Below are 19,087 nucleotides of genomic sequence, written 5' to 3' on the forward strand. Positions count from 1 at the left end.
CTGGCGTCCGAGCAGGGCTCGTGTCCGCGACAGGTCTGGATGAGCGGTCGCGTCGGTCTGATCTTGGCCGAGACGGTAGATCAGGCCGGCCTCGCGGGCTGTTCAAAATTGATCAGAAGAGGCCCGCTTCGTCTTTCGGCTGATATGCGGCTGGTCGTGCAGCACGGCATTCAGCAGCGAGCTGTGGACCTCGATCCCGCCATTATAGGAGATGAAGCCGAGCTTGCGGAATTTGTTCATGAAATAACTGACCCGGGCCCGTGTCGTACCAATCATCTGGGCGAGGGTTTCCTGGCTGATCTTGGCGATCACCGGTTCGGGCTCGCTGTCCTTGCCGAAATTGGCAAGGAGCAGCAGAAGCCGGGCAAGGCGCTTCTCGCTGGAATTGAACAACTGGTCGATCAGATCCGCCTCGACGCGGACGGCGCGCCCGAGAAGATGGGCGATGAACATCTCGGAGAATGCCGGCTGGTCGTGGATCAACCTGACGATGGTCGACTTGTCGATGCGTGAGATCGTGGCTTCCGACATGGCCATGGCCGTGGCGATGCGTTTCGACTGACCGGCAAGCCCACCTTCTCCAAAGAAGTCTTTGGGGCCGAGAAGCGCCACCACCGCTTCCTTGCCCTGTTCGGAGACAACCGCGATCTTCACCTTGCCCTTGTGAATGTAGAACACGGCATTCGCCGGGTCTCCCTGGGCAAAGATAACGTCTCCTGCCGCATAGGTTGCATCGCTCCGACCTTTGCCAACGGGTCCAGAAACGTCTTCGAGTCGAATACTGACGTGGGCTTGCGCGGCATGGACGTCCCTTTGGACTCCCGCAGCTGTCGCCGCGGGCTGATGCCTTCCCCAACGCGCGAGAGTAGAGAAATACCTCATTGTCGGCAAATATCTGTTCCACGTGCTCGTCGTCGGAAACTTCGACCAGCGGACTTCGCCCTTGCGAACGCCCCCTTTCGCGACGGAAATCGATGCCCTTGACGGCAATACGGAGCCGATTCCGGGCAAAACCGCGCAATCCTCGCCCGCGATGATCCTGCCGCAGGTGTGGCATGCAACTCTCGCGAAGCCCGCAGCAACGGGGCCGTCGCGCTGCGCTCGTGCTACCCTGACGAGGTGTTCGGTGCCACCTGGAAGCGGCACAGTTCGTGCTCCACATGGGGGAGAAGGACGCGGGGTGATCGGCCATGCGACCTTCATCGACGACGACCCGGCGCCGTGTTGGCGCCGTGAGGCACAGGGAGCCGCAGGCATGAGGACCGACGCGTGACCTTCCGCCAGACCATCGGCCAGAGGACCCACCTCTTCCGCGACCTCAAGGACCTGATGGCCAAGGCGACGCCGCTGCGCTCCGGGGACCAGCTCGCCGGCATCGCCGCGACCTCCGCCGAGGAGATGGTGGCGGCGCGGATGACCCTCGCCGACCAGCCGCTGAAGCTGTTCCTCAGTGAGCCGCTGGTCCCCTACGAGACCGACGAGGTCACCCGCCTCATCCTCGACCGTCACGATGCAGCGGCCTTCGCGCCCATCGCCCATTTCACCGTCGGGGGTTTTCGCGACTGGCTTCTCTCCGAGGCGGCGACGACGGAGCGGCTTGCTGCCATCGCCCCCGGCGTGACGCCGGAAATGGCGGCGGCCGTCTCCAAGGTCATGCGCAACCAGGACCTCATCGCGGTGGCGCGCAAGTGCCGGGTCGTGACGCGCTTCCGCAACACGATCGGCCTGCCCGGCACCATGGCGGTCAGGCTCCAGCCGAACCATCCGACCGATGATGCCCGCGGCATCGCCGCCTCCATCGCCGACGGCCTGCTGCACGGGACGGGCGATGCCACGATCGGCATCAATCCGGCCTCGGACAGCCTGCCGGTCCTCGGCGACCTCCTGAAGCTGCTGGATGAGCTCATCGCCCGCTTCGACATCCCGACGCAGGGCTGCGTGCTGACCCACGTCACCTCGTCGATCCAGCTGATCGAGCGCGGCGCGCCGGTCGATCTCGTCTTCCAGTCCATCGCCGGCACGCAGGACGCCAACACCTCCTTCGGCATCGACCTCGCCGTGCTGCAGGAGGGGCTGGAGGCCGGCCGCTCGCTGAAGCGCGGCACACTCGGCGACAACGTCATGTATTTCGAGACCGGCCAGGGCTCGGCGCTCTCCGCCGGCGCCCATCACGGCGTCGACCAGCAGACACTGGAGGCGCGGGCCTATGCGGTGGCGCGGGCCTATGAGCCGCTGCTGGTCAACACCGTCGTCGGCTTCATCGGCCCGGAATATCTCTATGACGGCAAGCAGATCATCCGCGCCGGCCTCGAGGACCATTTCTGCGGCAAGCTGATGGGCGTGCCGCTCGGCTGCGACGTCTGCTACACCAACCATGCCGAGGCCGATCAGGACGACATGGACACGCTGTTGACGTTGCTCGGCGCGGCCGGCGTCACCTACATCATGGGCGTGCCGGGGGCGGACGACGTGATGCTCAACTACCAGTCCACCTCGTTCCACGACCAGCTCTACATCCGCGACGTCCTCGGCCTGAAGCGCGCGCCGGAATTCGAAACCTGGCTTCAGGCGCAAGGGATCACCGGGCTGGACGGGCGCCTGCTGCCGCAGGGCGGCGCACCACTCCTCGCCCACCTCACGGGGCTTGCCGCATGAGCCGCGGGATCTGGCAGCAGCTCGCCGCCCTCACCCCGGCCCGCATCGGCCTCGGGCGCACCGGCTCGGCCCAGACGACGGCGGAGACGCTGCGCTTCGCCCTGGCCCATGCCACGGCACGGGACGCAGTCCACACGCCCTTCGATGCCGACAAGGTCGCCTCCGATATCGCGGCCCTTGGCCTGGCGACGCTCGTTGCCGACAGTGCAGCGGACAGCCGCCAGACCTACCTGCTCAGGCCCGATCTCGGCCGGCGGCTGTCGGCCGAAGCGCGGGACCGGCTTGCCGCCGCGGCCGCAGCCCCCATCGACCTCGCCCTCGTCGTCGGCGACGGCCTGTCGTCCAGCGCGGTCCATGCCCATGCGAGCGCCATGGTCTCAGCCCTGCTGCCCCACATCCGCCGGGAGGGCTGGAGCCTTGGCCCCGTCGTGGTGGCGCGGCAGGCGCGGGTCGCGCTCGGCGACGAGGTCGGAGAAATCCTCAATGCCCGGCTGGTGCTGGTGCTCATCGGCGAGCGGCCCGGCCTCTCCAGCCCCGACAGCCTCGGGCTCTACCTCACCCATGCGCCGCGCCAGGGGCGCAACGATGGCGAGCGCAACTGCATCTCCAACATCCACGGGGCCGGCCTGTCGCCGGACATCGCCGCCTTCAAGGCCGCCTGGCTGATGCGCGAGGCTCTCGCCCGGCGGCTCACGGGTGTCGCGCTGAAGGACGAGAGCGACCGGACGCTGGAGGCCGCCGAACGCCCCTTCACGCTTCAACGCCCTGGGTGACCTCTGTCAGGCTTTTCGGCAACAGCAGCGGTCGCGTGGGTCGGCCGCAGACAACAAAAGGCCCGCGGAATGATCCACGGGCCCGTGAAGTTTGGATATCGGCAGTCACCTAGTGGGGGCTGACTGCTTCGACCATGGGATGATGCTCATCCGGACAGCGCGCATCAACAGAAAGTATAAAACCGATCCGCGCACTTTGTCGCATCCGGCTAGACCCATGCGCGCCCCTCAGGGGAGCGCCTGAGATGCCGGGAGCGAACTGGCAAGGGCGCGCCGATCCAGGAGAGTGCTGGCCTCTGCCGCCATGTTCACCATCATGCCCCGCATGTGATTGAGCACGACATCCCGATCGAGCTTCATCAGGTCGGGGTGAATGGGAACAAGCGCGAAGATCTCGTCGAACGTCGCCTTGCAGATGTCCTGCGGTGCCTTGGGCTCCGCCAGCGCAGCGCGGCGAAGGCTCGTCTCGACCCCGTCTCCCTGTTCGCGCCACCAGTCCGGATCAACGCCGGCGGGGCACGGATAGCGGCTGAGGACATTGCGCCCGACTGCGACCAGCGCATCAAGCAGTGCCGGCTCCTGACCCACGGCGGCCCCGCGCAGATGGCCGTCGACGAGTTCGAGCACGTTGGACAGGCTCAACGGAAAGGCCCGCCACCGCCCCTCTTCGATGGCGTCCTTGAAGGACTGCTCGCGAAACAGTTTTTCCGCAAGAATTCCGGCCCGCGCACGGCTGTATTCATACATGGAGCGATTGACGAGAAAGGCCGCCCGCGCGTCGACGAAGTCTTCGAGGCCTGACCATGACGCGACCGTCTTCTTGCGGCCGAGGATGGCGTCGAGCAGTCCCATGGCATTCTCCCCCTGTCGCGCCGACTATAGCAGCCGTCCCCGCCATGCGCACCGGACGCGGCCGACCACAGCCTTGAGCAGGCAAAATGACGCAGTCCGCGGCGTTTTGACGCTGCCGCAGACTCGGTCAATGCCCCCATGCGCTGCCATTCGCCGCAGCCTCATTCGACTTTCGTAGCATTGTGGGCGGTAAGTGGGCGTTTACCGTTTCCACCGTCGAGCGCCCGTCATTTTGCTTTGCATTTTTGTGCAGAGCAGCAATGTCGAGCGAAAACACTTGGTATGCCGCGCCCGTTCGCCAACTCATCTTGGCCACGGGCGTATGGCGCTGCGTCGACAAACGTGCCGGAGAGCACGCCGTCGGGCGCTCGGGAGGTGAATCGCATGAGGCCGCCGTTCGGCGGTCGCAATGCCCGAGGGGCACAAGGAGGGTATAGCATGGCGCAAGCGCCCGACGATCCAGCGCAGAAGCCCGATGACGTGGGCTATTGGAAGGCCACACAGAAACTGACGTTCACGGCCGTGGGCATCTGGGCCTTCTTTTCGTTCTTCGTGCACTTTTTCGCACCCGCACTGAACGGCATTTCCATTCCGATCCTGAAATTCCCGCTTGGCTACTACATGGCTGCGCAGGGCTCTCTCATCGTATTCGTCGTCCTCATCTTCTGGTTCTGCAATCAGCAGGAAAAGATCGATGAGGAATTCGGCGTGTCTGAAGACTGAGGCGGAGGGCGAACAATGTCAGTTGAACAGGCTGGCGGCCGCGATTTTCTCTCTAATCTCGGTCGTGTCTACTCTCTCTACACCTTCTCGTTCCTCGGCTGCGTTATCGTGCTCGCGGTCCTGGAACAGGTCGGCATGCCCAAGCCCTGGATCGGCTACGCCTTCGTCGCCCTGACGATCGGCGTTTATGCCGCCATCGGCATCCTCTCGCGCACCGCGGAGGTCTCCGAGTACTATGTCGCGGGCCGCAAGGTGCCGGCCATGTACAACGGCATGGCCACGGCGGCCGACTGGATGTCGGCGGCCTCCTTCATCGGCATGGCCGGCTCGCTCTACCTGCTCGGCTATAACGGCCTCGCCTTCATCCTGGGCTGGACCGGTGGCTTCGTGCTGGTGGCGACGCTGATCGCGCCGTTCCTGCGCAAGTTCGGCGCCTACACGATCCCGGACTTCTTCTCCTTCCGCTACGGCGGCAAGGTGGCGCGGACCCTGGCGATCATCGTGCTGATGAGCTGTTCCTTCACCTATGTGGTGGCGCAGATCGTCGGCACGGGCCTCATCGGTGCCCGCCTCCTGAACATGGATTACGTCGTCGCCGTCTATGTCGGCCTCGTCGGCATCCTCGTCTGCTCCATGCTCGGCGGCATGCGCGCGGTGACCTGGACCCAGGTGGCCCAGTACATCGTGCTGATCATCGCCTACCTCATCCCGGTGGTGATCCTGTCGGCGCAGCAATATGGCATCCCGATCCCGCAGCTCACCTATGGCGACGTGCTCGCGAAGATCGCCGCCAAGGAAGCCGCGCTGCGGGCGGCCGGCGACGTGGTCGTTCCCGCGGTTGGCTACATCAACCCGTCCTTCGGCAACCCGGCCCTCTCGGGTGCGGCGCTGTGGGTCGAGTACGTCAACTATTTCGGCCTCATCCTCTGCCTCATGGTCGGCACGGCGTCCCTGCCGCACGTCCTCATGCGCTTCTTCACCACCCCCTCGGTGCGTGAAGCCCGCAAGTCAGTCGGCTGGTCGCTGCTGTTCATCTTCATCCTGTACTTCACGGCGCCGGCCTATGCCGCCTTCGCGAAGATGGAGGTGTACAACAACGTCGTCGGCCAGAACCTCGCGACGCTGTTCTCCGCCGACAACCTCAGCTGGATCCGCTCCTACGGTCGCGTGGGCCTGATCCAGATCTGCGGTGTCGACGCGACCACGCTGGAGGCAGTCCGCACGGCCTGCGCCCGCGTGATGCAGCACACCGGGGACGTGGCGTCGTTCAACCCGACGATCCAGCTGCGCCACTTCGGCATCCAGGCGGACGCCATCGTGATCTCCACCCCGGAGATCGCCGGCCTGCCCTACGTGATCGCCGGTCTCGTGGCGGCCGGTGGCCTCGCGGCGGCTCTGTCCACCGCCGACGGTCTGCTGCTCGCCATGGCGAACGCCCTGTCGCATGACGTCTACTACAAGATGATCGACCAGAACGCCTCGACCGAGAAGCGCCTGGTGGTCGCCCGTGTCCTGCTGATCGTGGTCGCCATCGCGGCGGCTTATGTGGCCTCGTTCCGACCTGCCGACATCGTCGCCATGGTCGCCTGGGCCTTCTCGCTGGCGGCGGCCGGCTTCTTCCCCGCGCTGGTTCTCGGCATCTGGTGGAAGAAGGCGACGACGCAGGGCGCGATCTGGGGCATCGTCGTGGGCTTCGGCATCACGCTCTACTACCTCGTCGGCACCCGCTACTACGCGCCCGCCTTCTACGAGACCTGGAAGGGTCTCTCGATCGCGACCGCCGCGCAGTTCCAGGCCTATGAGGCGGCCAAGGCGGCCTATGCGGCGGCGGCAACGCCGGCCAACTGGGTCGTCCTCGACCGTACGGCGCAGGTCGTCGCCAACTGGTGGGGCGTCCGTGGCATCTCGTCAGGTGTCTTCGGCCTTCCGCTGGGCTTCCTGGTGATCTGGGCGGTGTCCAAGTTCACCGAGGAGCCGTCGCAGGAGATGCAGAACTTCATCGACGAGATCCGTCGCCCGAAGGGTGGCGTCGTGATGGAGGACAAGGCTGCCAGCGCCATCGGACATTGACGGCGCACCATCCCACAGCATCGGAACGGGGGCCCGACGGGTCCCCGTTTCTCGTCCCGGCCTTCCGGTCCGCTTGACGCAAGGGCGGGGATCGGCGGACGGTCAGCAGCCGGCAGGACGCAACGCCGTTCCTGCGATCGCGGAGACTTCACGTGGACGCCGCCTCATCCTTCTTCCAGTACTGGTACTTCCACGTGCCGAACTATGTCCTGGCGCTGGTCATGTACGCCTGCCTCGGGCGCTTCGTCCTCGGCCTCTTCGTTCCCCCGACCTGGGACAACTACATCTGGCGCGGCTTCGTCTGGACGTCAGACCTCGCGGTTCGGCCGGTCCAGGTGATCACCCCCTCGGCGGTGCCGCTGCAGGTGGTCATCCTCTTCGCGGTCCTATGGACCCTTGCCATCCGGATCTTCCTGTTCTTCGAGATGGCCCGCTGGGGCCTCGCACCGCGGATCGGAGGCTGATCGCCATGGCTAGCAACCCGCCCGACAATCAGGACGCCCCCGTGGTTCTCGCCGAGCCCTTCCTGTTCGGCATCCTCGGCCTCGGCATCGTCAACGGCATCTTCTCGCCGTTCACCGGCTTCGTCTTCCTCGTGAACGCGTTCTGGTATCCCTCGACCTTCCTGCCGGTCTCCGCCCCCTTCATCCTGTTGTTTGCCAGCCTCATCACCTCGACCCTCACGATCATGCTGGCGGGGGTGCCCGCGGCGATCTACGAGCGGCTCGCCAATGGTGGGCGGACCAACACCATGTCGCTGTGGATCTGGGTGTCGACGCTGGCGATCCTGTCCATGCCGGCGGTGCTCCGGGCTTTCAGCGCGCTGTGACGAGCGCCACACGGCGAACTGCGTGGCACTCGAATCCGCTCTTCAACAGCCTGTGAGGCGGCGTCCTCCCTCTCGATCCCCTCAGAGCATCTGCTAGCCTGTGCGTCATTCCGCCACGGGCTCGGAGGCGCTTGCATGTTTCCGCAGGTTCGACAGGCCGCACTCATCTCCACCGCCAGGGCATGCGGGTTTGCGACGCTCGGTATCGTCATGACGATGCTCGGGCTGGCCTATGACCCCGTCACGTCTCTCAAGCTGGGCGGCGGCTCCTACCTTCTCACCGCGCTCATCCTGATCCTGAAAGCCTGGCGGGCTCCGGGCCAGCCGTTCCGCAGCACCGAGGTCTGGATGATCCTCGATGAGAAACAGCGGCCGCAGGGCGACGTCGCGCAATGGGCGATCGGAAGGGCCCGCGCCGAAGCCTTTTACCGCTTCGCCTATCTGTGCACCTCTACAGCAATGCTGCTCCTGAGCCTCGCCCTGCTCTGGCGGCTCGTCGGGCCCTGAGGCGCCGGCCAAGCCGCGCCTGCTCAGGGGGGGGTCCCGGAGAGGGCCAGTGGCGTCGCGTGGGTAGGAAGCGGTGACGCGGGATGGCGGCGGAAGCAGAAGTGGTCTTTTGCTTCTCCGCAAGATGCATGGCTCAAAGGTGCGAACGATTGGGAGCCTTTGACGCGTTCACGGGACTGTCCCCGGCGCGCTTTCCGTCGCACCCCTAAGAGCCCACGTGCCGGCGCATGGCGCCTTGGTGACGCGCGCTTCACTCGGGATCATCGAGAATTCCCAGCGGCATGAGCTCCGGCTCGTGATGCTGGCGGCAGTAGAACACGTCGAACCTCCGGGTCTCGCCGGTCGTGCGGTTCAGCGATTCGATGTCGAGCGTTCGCCCGTCGCTGCGCATCATGATCACCTGCCGCACCCTGATGACCGGCGGAGGTTCAGCGCCGGTCCAGATGCGGCAGCTCAATTCCAGCTCCCACCGCGGCAGGGCCCCCTGCCGTGAGAGCACGCGGCACCCCGTCGCTTTGCGCGCGACGGTCTCGTGCGGGAATTCCGCCGTCCTCCGGCCGTAGCTGATCATGAGATTGTTGGACGCGCGGCAGGTCGTGAAGTAGCCCCATAACCCGACATAGTTTCGCCGTTGCGGCGGCCCGTTGGACGTGGCGTCGGCGAGCACCGGCCCAACCGGGCCGAGCGTCGCGGCGACAAGGGCCCCGAGGGCGATGAGGCCGCGCCTCAGCCGGGACCGGCGCGCATCGGCGCCTGCACATGCAGCATCCCGGCCGGTCATGCGCGGGCCGCCCGTGGGCCGGTGCGAAACCATGCCCGTGCGACATCGCCATGAACCATGAAACCGGCAAAGCCGATCGAGAAGACGAGTGGCGCGATGAGGGCCGGGATCATGCCGAGGAAGGTCAGCACCGGAAGCGATCCGGAAAAGCTCATGAGGGGCATCACGATCGTGCTGGCATTGACCGAGAGCGCCCACAGGATGGCGAGACCTGCGAGGATGCGAGGCCCCCAAGCCGCGCGGAAGGCGAAGGCGATCAGAAATACGATCGAAAAGACAAAGATCAGGACCGACGGGATCGCCACCACCACCATGAGCGGCCTTGGCGGAGACAGGACAGCGACAATCGCGGTCAGGACAAGCCAGCCCAGTTTCAGCACGTTGCCGATGGTCAGGGCTCCGTTCTGATGAAGGACGATCAATGTCCCGACCGGCGGGATGAGGACCAGTACGGCGCATATGGCCGCCATCGCGGACAGGATGAAGCCCGGTCTGGCATGTGGCCACCTGTCCGCAGGCCCGTCGCGATGGGGAAGCGGCACCATGTCAGCGATCCATCGCAAAGAAGCGCAGTTCGATCGCCCGCCGCGCGGTCGTGTCCATCATGCACTGGGCGGCCAGCCAGCGGGCCATCGACCCACCGGCATAATGCACCCGGAAGAACGCGCATTTGCGATCGCGGTAGGTGATCCAGGCTCGCTGGACCTGCTGCAGTTCATGACGGGCCGCCCCTTGCGGGCCATCCCGGAAGTATCGGTTCAGCAGCACATCCCAGGCGCGATATTCATCGTGATAGCAGCGCTCCATCCCCACCGTCGTCTGGTTTTCGGCGTGCTTGAGGCAGGCCGCGCTGAACCGGCCGATACAGGCATAGCCTTGGGTCAGCAGGGGACGCTTGTCGGCGAGGCAGGTCTCGATCCCCTCGACAAAGCCGACCCAGCCAGCCTCCTCCTCGTCGCGCTGCTGGGCGAGAGCGGGACATCCGAGAGCGATGAGCATCAGCATCACGGGGATAGCGTGGAGAACCTTCATGCCGAACGTCCTCAGCAAGGGGGGTGGAAGGATGCAGCGGTGGCCGGAACGCCTTCGCGCGCGGGCATGATCAACTGGCGTGAGTAGGTTCTCGCCCAATGGCCACTGATGGTTCCCGCGCAGCTGAGGCTCCGGCGTTCTTCCGCCAACTCGAAGGATCGGCCGGTCCAGCCCCACAGGCGCTGGATCAAGCACGGTGTGTCGGCGCCGGGCGGAACGGGCTCCCGCCACAATTCCCGAACGCGCCCGGTTTCGGCATCGAACTCCGGCAATGTCAGCAATCCGGCCTGCCCGGAGGGCCTTTCGGGCTGAGCACCGGGAAACTCGACGGGGCGGGCCGAGCCATCATCGTCCTCGATGACGAAGTAGGTCCGGGGAAGCCCCTGCTGGGAGTTGCAGGGCGTGACCCAGAGGATGCGATCGGGGCGTTGGCGATCACCCAGGAGCCTGTATCCGACGGTGGGGTCGAGGCCAGGAGAGCCGCATAGGGCTCGCCGCAGCCGAAGCGCCTCCGGCGAAGGGGCAATGGTCGCGGGGAGTTTCGGCAAGGGCGCGGTCACCAAGGCCTGAGGCGCCACAGTTGGAGGCGGGGATGCGGATGCTTCCGAACCTTTCTCCCGCAGGGCCGAGACGGTGCCCGACCGTGCCTGCGCGCGGTCGATCATCGACAAGGCCTCGCCGATGCCCTGCACGGAGAGGCGCTCCACCACCGCCCCCGCGCGCGTCACCACATGAAGCTGCGTGTCGTCGTTGAGGCCGCCGAGCAGGGCGTCGACCATCGGAACGGGAACCTGCCAGTGATCCGATCCGCGAAAGCGCATCGCCACATCCGGCACCGGCATTGCCGCCCCGACGATGCGCAGCAATCGGTCGTCCTGCGTCGCCGTCATGAGATTGGCCCGAAGCGTGCGCAGCGTGACGAAGACCTGCGGTCGCGCGTCCGGCTCCGCCCGCCGCTGGATGCAGATCCGCGACATGCCGAAGGGCGAAGGCTGGGCGACACGCAGCTGTGTAAGCTGCGAGGCGTTCACAAGAGAGCAGGTCGCGCCATTGTCACAGGAAACGACCCATTCGCCGATCTCCTTCAGGGTGAACGCCGAAGCGGGCGCACATGCTATCGAGAGAGCCACCAGGGACATCCGCAGCCGGATATCAAGATGGTGCCGAGCTTCTGCGCGCCGAAGGAGGACAAGCACGCCGAACGCACATGCGACCATCCGCCCGATCATGATTGCGACGCCGAAGAGAGCATGTGCTCGGCCGCCCCACTGCCGTCGCGATGATGGGCCCGGGCGGCCAAAGACCTCATTTGGCGACGAGGCATGGGATCGATCCTTTCGGTCGGCCGACATGGTGGCCCGGCGTCAAGATGTCGTCTCCCTCATCGCCTCGGGACTGTGCGCTGGCGCACGCGGCGACCTGGTTCATTGTGCTGGTGTCGATGTCTTGCTGATCGCGGCCGATCTGGTCCGCCCGGCCCTCGTGGAGACTGCAACATGACCTTCGCTTCGCACGTTCGCCCCGCCGCCCTCGCCGCGGCAGCACTCTTCACCCTGCTGGCCGTCTCGCCTGCCAGCGCCTATGCCGTCATCTGCAAGAGCGGCCGCTACGACGTCGACTCCCGGGACGAGGCGCAGTTGAGGATCGCCTTCGGCACCAGCTACTGCACGATCCGGCGGTTCAGCTACCGGTCGGATGCCGAGAACTTCTCGCGCAACAACAACATGCGCCCGGGCACCGCATGCTCGTGCCGATAGGAGCAGGCTCCGCCGGGTGATGGCGCGGGCAAGCCGTCGGGTCCGGGAGCGGGCGCGCTGACCGCTCCCTACCCCAGTTCCTGCATCTTCTGGGCGATCCGCTGACGCAACGCCTCCGGATCGGGAAGGATGAGCCCTCCCCGCGCCTTCTGCATCAGGCCGTCCTGCTCCATGGCCCGCAGTTCGCGGGTGATCTGCTCGCGTCGACACCCGATGCGTGCAGCCAGCACGTGATGATAAGGCGGCGGGGAGACGATCCGCGCCTGGGAACCGCGGGCGCGCTGGATCGAGAGCCGGATGAGCTCGGCGTAGAGGTTGTGGCGAATGTCGAGGACAGCATGTTCGAGCAGGCGCGCATTGAGGTCGCGGACACGCCGGGCGAGCAGCACCATGACCCGCTCCGACACCTGGGCAGAGGCCTTGAGGATCTCGCGAAACAGCGCCGCCCCCACGATGCAAATGGTCGTCCGGGTCAGGGCGGTCACGTTCGCTGACCTTGGCTCGCCGTCAATGGCGGCGAGCTCCCCGAAAAACTCGCCCTCCCGAAGATCCGCGAGAATGAACTCGCGTCCGCCCGTCGTACGCAGCTGGATGCGGACGTCGCCTGCGATGATGAAATAGACATCGCTGGACGGATCATCGAAATCGATGATCGTCTGGCCCTCGTCGACCTTCTTCCAGACGCAACGGTGGTCGAAGCGCGAGAGGTCGAGGTCGCTGATGCCCTGGAAAATGCCGACCTGCGCGATCGATGCCATGCCCGTGTCCCGCTTCATCGGCGCCCCAGGATCGAGCGGCGGCCGCTCGGCGGCAATCGCGTGCAATATCCGCGACGCATTCTTTGCCAAAGTGGGGTGCAAACTGGCAAGACCACGCGAGGATGACGCATCCGTGCTCGCAAGGGCACCGGCCGACTGCCCGTGGACGCCATGAGACAGCCCCTCAAGCGCAAGATCACCGCCATTATGGCGGCGGACATCGCCGAATACACCCGGATCACCGCCGAGGACGAGGACGAAACGCTCTCTCGGCTCCACGCCTATCGTCAGGTCTTCGACGATCTGGTGGTGCGGGCAGGCGGCCGCGTCTTCAACAGCGCTGGCGACAACGTCATGTGCGAATTTCCCAGCGCGGTCGAGGCGACGCGCTGCGCGATCGACATCCAGGAATCCTTCCGCACCCGCAATCTCTCCTATCCCGCCCATCGGCAGATGCATTTCCGCATCGGGATATCGATCGGTGACGTCGTCGAGCGCGATGGGGACCTGCTGGGCGATGTCGTCAACATCGCGGCACGGCTGCAGGCGCTTGCCGAGCCGGGGTCCATCTGCGTCTCCCGCAGCGTGCAGGAGGCCGTCGCCAACAAGACCTCCGTGCCCTCGCTCGACATGGGCCATCGCGAGGTGAAGAACCTCCCCTATCCGGTGCATGTCTTCAGGATCGATGTGAGGCGGCCGGCCGGCCAGCCTGCCGCAGGACCCAAGGCGGCCGGCCATGCACCGGCGCCCCGCCGATCGGTGCATTTGTGGGTGCTAGCCGGGATCGCTGTCATCGCCGTCGGCGGCGGACTGGTATGGCTGAACAGACCCCGCGCGCCTGTCGGGACGGAAGCGCAGCCCCCAGCCATCGCCTCGTCGGGCCGCGGCGAGAGCAGGTCCGGGACCGACACGCCGGGCATGGCACAGGTGCCGCCTGAACGCCCAATCGCGTCCGAACCCGATGGTCTCACCCCGAGCCCAGCTGGATTGGCCGAGCGCTACCAGAGCGCCCGGCGGCTGGAGGAACAGGGCAATGTTGGCGCGGCCCGCCGCGAATATGCCGCCCTCATTCGGCTTGGGACGGAGGTCATCGACCCGGCGCTCCGCCTTGCGTCCCTCATCAGGGCGCAGGAGGGCCGGGATGCGGCGCCTGACGCGGCGGCGGAACTTGCCGGAGGACATGCGCGACCGGTTGCGCTGATCCAGGCCCTCACGCGCGACGGCGCTGAACGCCTGCGACGGCTGGAGGAGATCGCAGCGGCGGATCCCGAGTTCACGCCCATCCATTACCTCATCGCAGCGGAGCTATCGGGCGCACGGCCTGAAGGCCGGACGCTGGCCGAGAAGCGCCGCGAACGCGCCGCCCTCGAGCGCTTTGACGCGGCGAGCCGGGATGGCGCGCTGGAGCGCTACGTCATCGACCCTGCGACACGGGTGTCGTGGATGGAGCGGGCCAGGGACCGCAGGGCTTGCTGGCAGGCCTCTTCGCCGAGGGCCGCGACCGCCTTTCCATCGCCTTCACGCCCACCACGTCCGGCTGGGTCGGCACCATCGCCCTGCCCGAACCTGCCACGACGATCGAATATCGGTTCGGCGGATCCGGATCGTTTCAGTCGACCGGCCTCCTGCAGATCACCGAGCCGCGGACGGGGCGGCCGATGCCGAAGCCGAGCATCGCGTTTGCCCACAGGCGCGACGCCGTGGATATCGCCCTGCGCTATGTCGATGCCGAAGGCGTGGCCTCGCCGGTCACCACCATCGCATTCGAGCCTGCGGCAGCCCTGCAGCGCGGCATGAGGGACATCCTCCAGGGTATCGCGCCCTCATGGGCCGTCTTCGGCACGGATCAGAACAGCGACCGGATCTACCTGACGGCGCTCATCAGCTATCGCTGCGCGATCGAGAAGGTCGAGATCGGTGTCGATGGCCAGGCACCGGGGACACCCTTCCCGCTGCCGCCCTGCGACCCCAGCCAGCCCTTCGGCGTTCCCGCCGGAGCGCGCCATTTCCTGGGTCTTGCTCCCTCGGTCGGGAGCGTCACGATCAGGCTGACCTTCGTCGGGGGAGACGTGTCCCAGGTCGCAACCTTCGCCCGCCCGACCCGTCGCTAGCCTCGGAAGGGGCGATCCATCGAGGCCTCCGGCCTGTGTGCGAGCGCACATCCTCGGGGCTGTCCGAAGCCGCATCTTCGAAGCAAGGGGGGAGGACCGGCGAGCCGGCTGGCGGTCCACGACGACGATCCGCTCCGCCAGGACAGCCTATGGGATGGCCGGTGAAGGTCCGCAAGACGGCAGTGACCGTGACCGTTCTCGCTGCGGCCTGCCTGGCCCTCACCCTTGGCGCGTCCGTCATGGGCGACGAGCGGGGGCTTGCCCTGAGCCTTCGCTGCTGGCTCGGCCCTCCCGTGGCGGTCTGTCACGACTTGGCGCGGGAGCGGGAAAACCGAGCCCTCCAGGCGGTGGAGAAGGAGTTGCGCGATCTGAACAGGCTCGCACCACCCGCCTGCGTCGATCCGGCCTCGGACACCACCATGCCCTGCCCACGGTGAGGGCCGACGAGGTGAATGGTCTCGACGGACCAGACCGCGATCCCCGACATGCGTTTCGGGCCTCGACCTTGGCTCAAGGGTCGCCATAGGTGACGGCCACGGCCATGTCGACAAGACGAACACCATCGGCCGGTGACCGCGATGGATCGATCAATGTCACGATCCGGCGGCGGGTCACGATCCGCTGGGGATAGCCGTCATAGACAAAGGAGAAGGTCCGGGTCGCGTGGTTGGCGGAGGCCCCTTCAGGGACTTCGGTCGTGCAGAACCCCGTTCGTTGTTCGGCCGCGCCGAACTCGTCGATAGCGCTGGGCAGCAGGACCCAACCGAGACAGGGATAAATCGGAGCCGTGAAGGCGGGGCCGAGCGCCGGGATCGGACAGTGACGGTCGCAATGCAGCCATAGGCCGTCCTGTGGCACATAGCCGACCCAGGGTAATTCGGCTCTGATGGCCGCGCCGTACCGGGTGATCACGAAACGCAGTTCATCGATGAGTGTCGTCTGGTGGGCGTGGTTGTCCTGGTTGAGGTCATAGCCCCAGGCCATCAGACCCTGATGGTCGACGAAACGAACAAGATCGGCCTCGCTATCCACCCGCGTGACAAAGGCGATGGCGAAGCTTGAGGGGTCCTGCCGGACGAAGACACTGTCGCCGGCCCGAGGAGCAAAGGGGCCCGACGACAACGCGGCGAGGCTCTGTTGCCGGAAGCCGCAGCCCTGCAGCGCGCGACCGAGGGCGAGCGGCAGCTCCGCCGGCGCGGAGCCCGCGGGACCTGTCCGGCCGCCCGAACGCCTGGAGCCCACCCGATTCCTCCTGAAACCATGGAGCGGATTCCAACCGCTCTAGGCCCTGGCGCCGACCCGGCCTGTGCGCAAGCGCACACCCTGCCCTCGCCGACAGCACTAAACCCGCCGAGACCGCCAGAGGATCTTCGACGCAGCGACATGCGGGTAGGCCCGGCGACACCCGGCAGGGAGGAAACAGACGGTGCAGGACCTGATCCAGATCGCTCGCAATTCATGGATCGTGATGCTCGCGGCCCTCGGCATCGTGGTGGGCCTCGGCATGGTCGGCTACGGCATGGTATCGGGGCCGCCCGCGCGCAGCAGCCTTCAGGTCGTGGAGGGCACGATCACCGAGGCGTCACGGGTGACCCGGCGGAGCCGTCGGACGGGATCGACCTCTTCCTACTACGAGATGACACTGAAGCCGCGGCTGAGCGCGACCGAGCTGAAGCTGCGCGTTCCCACCATCGAGATGGCGGAGTCAGACGTGCGCTCGCTGATCGGCGGGCCGGTCCGGGCGGAATTCGACTCCGAGCAGGATGTCTATGTGCTGAGCAGCGGTAACCGCGAGGTTCTGACCTATGCGAACACGCTCGAACGCCGGAATCTGAACCTGCGCCAGTACCATGTCGATGGCATCGCGCTGATGATCGCCGGCGCCGTCGCCCTCGCGATCGGCTTGATCCTTGGATACCGCAAAAGGCGGCGCGAGATGGCCGATAGCGCGACCGTGGTGTCACGCTAGGGCGTTTGCCTGGGCGACCGGGTACCGCCGACCCTTCGGAAGCCGGGTCGCGCGACCCACCCTGACGATCGACAATCAGAGGCAGACACATTTGGCTCCCGCCCCTCCTCTCCCGATAGCCAACCGGTGGACAGGTCTGTCGAACAGCCTCCGCGTCCGCTGCGCGCGCAGCGTCAATCGTGCCGAGACCGCCCGCGCTCTCGAAGCGCTGCTGCGCGAGATCGGGCCTCCCCTGGCCTATGACGTGTTCGACCGGTCCTTCGATCTTGGTGAGCCTGGAACCCCCGGCGCGCCGAGCTATCCGGACATCACAATCGTGATCGGCGATGCCGAGCATGACCTCTTCTTCGTCGCACAGCGAGAACGCGGAGCGCTGGGCCGCGTGTCCGTCCATGAGTCGATCCACGATGCCGCGGACGACTTCATGCGGCGAGCAACCGACGCCGTCGGCCCTTGGAGTTCGGCCCGGATTGTCGTTTTCGGCAGCCCTCCGTGACTTGAAGCGGGCCCCTGGCTCGATCGAACAGCTGGTTGTGGGGCGATCGCCAATGACCCCTGGGCGGCGCGAACCAGACGCCGTCCCGGTCGAACCCGGCGAGCCCGCCATAGACATGGTGCGACGGGTGTAAGCCGTTAATAGGCTTCAGAAAAACGCCGGATACTTCCAGCGCGTCAAAATCTGGGCATCTCTCTTGCTCGAAGGGAGAGGCCTTGGCCATGAAGATCGTTATCATTGGAGTGGCCGTCGCCGCGGCCGCGTTCGGGCTGGCGTTGATGGTGGGACTGCTGCTGCCTGAAACCCGGACAGGCTCTGCGCAACGCCTCATGCGTGCCACACCGGACACGATCCTCTCGGTGATCACGGACGTCGCGGCCCAGCCCGACTGGAGATCGGACGTCAGAGCGATCGAGGCCGAGGGGGATGCCTGGGTTGAAGTGACGCGCTCAAGTGACCGGATCCGGTTCGAATGGACCGAGCGCACGGCGACGACACTCGCGCTACGTTTCAGGTCGGACAGGGGCGTTGTGGGAACATGGCGCGCTCGACTTGTCCCGGAGACAGTGGGGACGCGCTTGGCGGTCGAGGAGCGGGCGAGCATCCGTGGCCCTCTTGGCCGCCTCATCGCCGCCTTGCTTTTTGATCCGAACACCTTTTCAGAGCGGTATCTCGATGAACTGGCCCAACGGCTGGAGAAGGTCTCGTGAGACAGGCAAAGGGAAAGCCGAAGGTCGACTGGTACAAGCGTTTCAACAACGCCCGGGAGCCCCATGTGGTCACGCTTAGCGCGAACTTCGCGGGCGTTAAGGCGGGCTCGACCATGTTGATCTCGTCGCCGGCCCAGATCGCGTCGTACCTCGCCTCCATCCCCCAGGGGGAAACGCGGACGATTGCTCGCATGAGGAGCGACCTTGCGAGACGATCCAGGGCAGATGCGATGTGCCCTGTCACAACCGCCATCTATCTGAGAGTCGTCGCCGAGGTCGCCCTGCAAGATCTCACGCAGGGCAAGGGCATGGATGCCGTTGCTCCATTCTGGCGACTTGTTACCCCTGACTCGAAGGTCGCCCAGGGGTTGTCCTGCGGTCCCGAAGGAGTCGAGCATCTTGCTCGGCTGGACGCAATCTAGCGCGAAACGTGAATACGCTGCCGTTCGCCGCGACCCCATCCCCTGCTGACCGAGGGCCGGCTCCTCATGGCCCTCACTGTGCCCGGCAAGGCCCACGCCGGCGAGGCGGTCGGGGAGCCCTGCATCCTGCCCGCCTATGGCGCGGCGCCGCCGCCCGCTTCGGTGGACGAGGCCGACGAGGACGCCACGATCAGCCATAGCGACCTCTTCGGCTTCTGCCATTCGCGTTCGACAGCGCGAGGTATCAAGCCCATTCGGTGGGACGACCGTGGTCAGCGGTTAGAATCCATCAGGCTTGACGCATCCACAGAGGGCGCCGCCTTGCGCCGGCGCGTCAACCCGAGCACCGTGGCCATCCGCCCCCGCCTCAGCGGTGACGGCCGCCAGCTTGCATGGTCTCGAGATGGTGATGCCGCACCAAAGCCGCCGATCGCCGCGACCCCATCCCCTCTCGGCCGGGGTCCTGCTCCTTATGGCCCTCACTCTGCCCGGCAACGCCCAGTGTCAATCGGCGCGGAAGCGGGACCCCGTATAGGCGCGCAATCGGGACCCCTTTGTTTGAGGCGCACGATCAGCCCGTCGGAGCTGGTCGGGGTTGCGCAGACGGGCTGATCGGTTTGGGTTTGGTGTGATTGGCTGAGG

Annotated in this window: 22 protein-coding genes and 1 pseudogene; 15 read left to right on the forward strand and 8 right to left on the reverse strand. The window is 66.1% G+C overall.

Translation table 11 applies throughout. From position 1 onward, the window contains the following. Nucleotides 1–102: 102 nt before the first annotated feature. Nucleotides 103–882 (reverse strand): Crp/Fnr family transcriptional regulator, encoded by a 780-nt coding sequence (locus O9344_RS09540; protein WP_363321929.1) that lies wholly within the window; start codon nucleotides 880–882, stop codon nucleotides 103–105. A 387-nt stretch (nucleotides 883–1,269) separates the two neighbouring features. On the opposite strand from O9344_RS09540, the gene O9344_RS09545 reads away from it, so the two are divergent. Further along, a complete protein-coding gene (locus O9344_RS09545; protein WP_298475758.1) occupies nucleotides 1,270–2,655 on the forward strand; it encodes an ethanolamine ammonia-lyase subunit EutB in 1,386 nt (461 codons plus the stop codon). Next, nucleotides 2,652–3,428: an ethanolamine ammonia-lyase subunit EutC gene (gene eutC, locus O9344_RS09550; protein WP_298475761.1), complete on the forward strand. Its 777-nt coding sequence runs from the start codon at nucleotides 2,652–2,654 to the stop codon at nucleotides 3,426–3,428. Before O9344_RS09545 ends, eutC begins: the two co-directional genes overlap by 4 nt. Before the next feature lie 228 nt (nucleotides 3,429–3,656). Here eutC and O9344_RS09555 read toward each other — a convergent pair whose 3' ends face one another. After that, a complete protein-coding gene (locus O9344_RS09555) occupies nucleotides 3,657–4,280 on the reverse strand; it encodes a hypothetical protein (RefSeq protein ID WP_298475764.1) in 624 nt (207 codons plus the stop codon). A gap of 438 nt (nucleotides 4,281–4,718) precedes the next feature. On the opposite strand from O9344_RS09555, the gene O9344_RS09560 reads away from it, so the two are divergent. The 5 genes from O9344_RS09560 to O9344_RS09580 all read left to right on the forward strand — a co-directional run bounded on the left by O9344_RS09560 (nucleotide 4,719) and on the right by O9344_RS09580 (nucleotide 8,409). Then, nucleotides 4,719–5,003, forward strand: coding sequence for a DUF4212 domain-containing protein (locus O9344_RS09560; RefSeq protein ID WP_298475766.1), 285 nt, complete (start codon nucleotides 4,719–4,721; stop codon nucleotides 5,001–5,003). Between the two features lie 15 nt (nucleotides 5,004–5,018). Further along, nucleotides 5,019–7,073: a sodium:solute symporter family protein gene (locus tag O9344_RS09565; protein ID WP_298475769.1), complete on the forward strand. Its 2,055-nt coding sequence runs from the start codon at nucleotides 5,019–5,021 to the stop codon at nucleotides 7,071–7,073. A 152-nt stretch (nucleotides 7,074–7,225) separates the two neighbouring features. Beyond that, nucleotides 7,226–7,537 (forward strand): hypothetical protein, encoded by a 312-nt coding sequence (locus O9344_RS09570; protein WP_298475772.1) that lies wholly within the window; start codon nucleotides 7,226–7,228, stop codon nucleotides 7,535–7,537. 5 nt (nucleotides 7,538–7,542) lie between these two features. Further along, complete coding sequence (locus tag O9344_RS09575; RefSeq protein ID WP_298475774.1) at nucleotides 7,543–7,902, forward strand: hypothetical protein; 360 nt, start codon at nucleotides 7,543–7,545, stop codon at nucleotides 7,900–7,902. Nucleotides 7,903–8,037: 135 nt separating this feature from the next. Next, complete coding sequence (locus O9344_RS09580) at nucleotides 8,038–8,409, forward strand: hypothetical protein (RefSeq protein ID WP_298475779.1); 372 nt, start codon at nucleotides 8,038–8,040, stop codon at nucleotides 8,407–8,409. 250 nt (nucleotides 8,410–8,659) lie between these two features. Here O9344_RS09580 and O9344_RS09585 read toward each other — a convergent pair whose 3' ends face one another. Genes O9344_RS09585 through O9344_RS09600 form a run of 4 tightly spaced genes read right to left on the reverse strand, consistent with a single transcriptional unit; the run spans nucleotide 8,660 to nucleotide 11,451 of the window. Beyond that, nucleotides 8,660–9,190: a hypothetical protein gene (locus O9344_RS09585; protein ID WP_298475782.1), complete on the reverse strand. Its 531-nt coding sequence runs from the start codon at nucleotides 9,188–9,190 to the stop codon at nucleotides 8,660–8,662. Further along, entirely contained in the window at nucleotides 9,187–9,735 is a 549-nt protein-coding gene (locus O9344_RS09590) for a hypothetical protein (protein ID WP_298475785.1), read from the reverse strand. Before O9344_RS09590 ends, O9344_RS09585 begins: the two co-directional genes overlap by 4 nt. Before the next feature lies 1 nt (nucleotide 9,736). Continuing rightward, nucleotides 9,737–10,189, reverse strand: a complete 453-nt coding sequence (locus O9344_RS09595) for a lysozyme inhibitor LprI family protein (protein WP_298475788.1) — start codon at nucleotides 10,187–10,189, stop codon at nucleotides 9,737–9,739. A gap of 44 nt (nucleotides 10,190–10,233) precedes the next feature. Then, complete coding sequence (locus O9344_RS09600; RefSeq protein ID WP_298475790.1) at nucleotides 10,234–11,451, reverse strand: DUF1176 domain-containing protein; 1,218 nt, start codon at nucleotides 11,449–11,451, stop codon at nucleotides 10,234–10,236. A 267-nt stretch (nucleotides 11,452–11,718) separates the two neighbouring features. Here O9344_RS09600 and O9344_RS09605 point away from each other — a divergent pair, with 267 nt between their 5' ends. Next, complete coding sequence (locus O9344_RS09605) at nucleotides 11,719–11,979, forward strand: hypothetical protein (protein ID WP_298475792.1); 261 nt, start codon at nucleotides 11,719–11,721, stop codon at nucleotides 11,977–11,979. A 68-nt stretch (nucleotides 11,980–12,047) separates the two neighbouring features. Here O9344_RS09605 and O9344_RS09610 read toward each other — a convergent pair whose 3' ends face one another. Then, nucleotides 12,048–12,755, reverse strand: a complete 708-nt coding sequence (locus O9344_RS09610) for a Crp/Fnr family transcriptional regulator (protein WP_363321930.1) — start codon at nucleotides 12,753–12,755, stop codon at nucleotides 12,048–12,050. A 189-nt stretch (nucleotides 12,756–12,944) separates the two neighbouring features. Between O9344_RS09610 and O9344_RS09615 the strand changes: the two are divergent. From O9344_RS09615 to O9344_RS09625, 3 genes and pseudogenes are all read left to right on the forward strand, one after another. Beyond that, nucleotides 12,945–13,289 (forward strand): annotated as a pseudogene (locus O9344_RS09615) (adenylate/guanylate cyclase domain-containing protein); the annotation flags it as partial. 917 nt (nucleotides 13,290–14,206) lie between these two features. Next, nucleotides 14,207–14,848: a hypothetical protein gene (locus tag O9344_RS09620; RefSeq protein WP_298475824.1), complete on the forward strand. Its 642-nt coding sequence runs from the start codon at nucleotides 14,207–14,209 to the stop codon at nucleotides 14,846–14,848. A gap of 161 nt (nucleotides 14,849–15,009) precedes the next feature. Further along, nucleotides 15,010–15,285, forward strand: coding sequence for a hypothetical protein (locus O9344_RS09625; RefSeq protein ID WP_298475794.1), 276 nt, complete (start codon nucleotides 15,010–15,012; stop codon nucleotides 15,283–15,285). A 73-nt stretch (nucleotides 15,286–15,358) separates the two neighbouring features. Here O9344_RS09625 and O9344_RS09630 read toward each other — a convergent pair whose 3' ends face one another. Then, nucleotides 15,359–16,090 carry a hypothetical protein gene (locus O9344_RS09630; protein WP_298475797.1) on the reverse strand — a complete coding sequence of 244 codons (732 nt, stop codon included), beginning with the start codon at nucleotides 16,088–16,090 and terminating at the stop codon, nucleotides 15,359–15,361. 184 nt (nucleotides 16,091–16,274) lie between these two features. Here O9344_RS09630 and O9344_RS09635 point away from each other — a divergent pair, with 184 nt between their 5' ends. From O9344_RS09635 to O9344_RS09650, 4 genes are all read left to right on the forward strand, one after another. Next, complete coding sequence (locus O9344_RS09635) at nucleotides 16,275–16,817, forward strand: hypothetical protein (RefSeq protein WP_298475800.1); 543 nt, start codon at nucleotides 16,275–16,277, stop codon at nucleotides 16,815–16,817. Nucleotides 16,818–16,908: 91 nt separating this feature from the next. Beyond that, nucleotides 16,909–17,313 carry a hypothetical protein gene (locus tag O9344_RS09640; protein ID WP_298475802.1) on the forward strand — a complete coding sequence of 135 codons (405 nt, stop codon included), beginning with the start codon at nucleotides 16,909–16,911 and terminating at the stop codon, nucleotides 17,311–17,313. Between the two features lie 221 nt (nucleotides 17,314–17,534). Continuing rightward, the gene (locus tag O9344_RS09645) at nucleotides 17,535–18,023 is read left to right on the forward strand and encodes an SRPBCC family protein (RefSeq protein WP_298475822.1); all 489 of its coding nucleotides are present in this window, start codon (nucleotides 17,535–17,537) and stop codon (nucleotides 18,021–18,023) included. After that, nucleotides 18,020–18,445, forward strand: coding sequence for a hypothetical protein (locus O9344_RS09650; protein WP_298475804.1), 426 nt, complete (start codon nucleotides 18,020–18,022; stop codon nucleotides 18,443–18,445). The genes O9344_RS09645 and O9344_RS09650 overlap by 4 nt, the downstream gene beginning before the upstream one ends. The last annotated feature ends 642 nt before the right edge of the window (nucleotides 18,446–19,087 follow it).

The organism is Phreatobacter sp. (assembly GCF_027532945.1).
Taxonomy (GTDB): Bacteria; Pseudomonadota; Alphaproteobacteria; order Rhizobiales; family Phreatobacteraceae; genus Phreatobacter.

Bases quoted from the DNA above. Each gene is read 5' to 3' on its own strand.
- O9344_RS09575 (WP_298475774.1), top strand. From the start codon at position 7,543: ATGGCTAGCAACCCGCCCGACAATCAGGACGCCCCCGTGGTTCTCGCC.
- O9344_RS09600 (WP_298475790.1), bottom strand. From the start codon at position 11,451: ATGATCGGGCGGATGGTCGCATGTGCGTTCGGCGTGCTTGTCCTCCTT.
- O9344_RS09605 (WP_298475792.1), top strand. From the start codon at position 11,719: ATGACCTTCGCTTCGCACGTTCGCCCCGCCGCCCTCGCCGCGGCAGCA.
- eutC (WP_298475761.1), top strand. From the start codon at position 2,652: ATGAGCCGCGGGATCTGGCAGCAGCTCGCCGCCCTCACCCCGGCCCGC.
- O9344_RS09645 (WP_298475822.1), top strand. From the start codon at position 17,535: ATGAAGATCGTTATCATTGGAGTGGCCGTCGCCGCGGCCGCGTTCGGG.
- O9344_RS09585 (WP_298475782.1), bottom strand. From the start codon at position 9,190: ATGACCGGCCGGGATGCTGCATGTGCAGGCGCCGATGCGCGCCGGTCC.
- O9344_RS09540 (WP_363321929.1), bottom strand. From the start codon at position 882: ATGAGGTATTTCTCTACTCTCGCGCGTTGGGGAAGGCATCAGCCCGCG.
- O9344_RS09565 (WP_298475769.1), top strand. From the start codon at position 5,019: ATGTCAGTTGAACAGGCTGGCGGCCGCGATTTTCTCTCTAATCTCGGT.
- O9344_RS09560 (WP_298475766.1), top strand. From the start codon at position 4,719: ATGGCGCAAGCGCCCGACGATCCAGCGCAGAAGCCCGATGACGTGGGC.
- O9344_RS09590 (WP_298475785.1), bottom strand. From the start codon at position 9,735: ATGGTGCCGCTTCCCCATCGCGACGGGCCTGCGGACAGGTGGCCACAT.
- O9344_RS09580 (WP_298475779.1), top strand. From the start codon at position 8,038: ATGTTTCCGCAGGTTCGACAGGCCGCACTCATCTCCACCGCCAGGGCA.
- O9344_RS09595 (WP_298475788.1), bottom strand. From the start codon at position 10,189: ATGCTCATCGCTCTCGGATGTCCCGCTCTCGCCCAGCAGCGCGACGAG.
- O9344_RS09555 (WP_298475764.1), bottom strand. From the start codon at position 4,280: ATGGGACTGCTCGACGCCATCCTCGGCCGCAAGAAGACGGTCGCGTCA.
- O9344_RS09610 (WP_363321930.1), bottom strand. From the start codon at position 12,755: ATGAAGCGGGACACGGGCATGGCATCGATCGCGCAGGTCGGCATTTTC.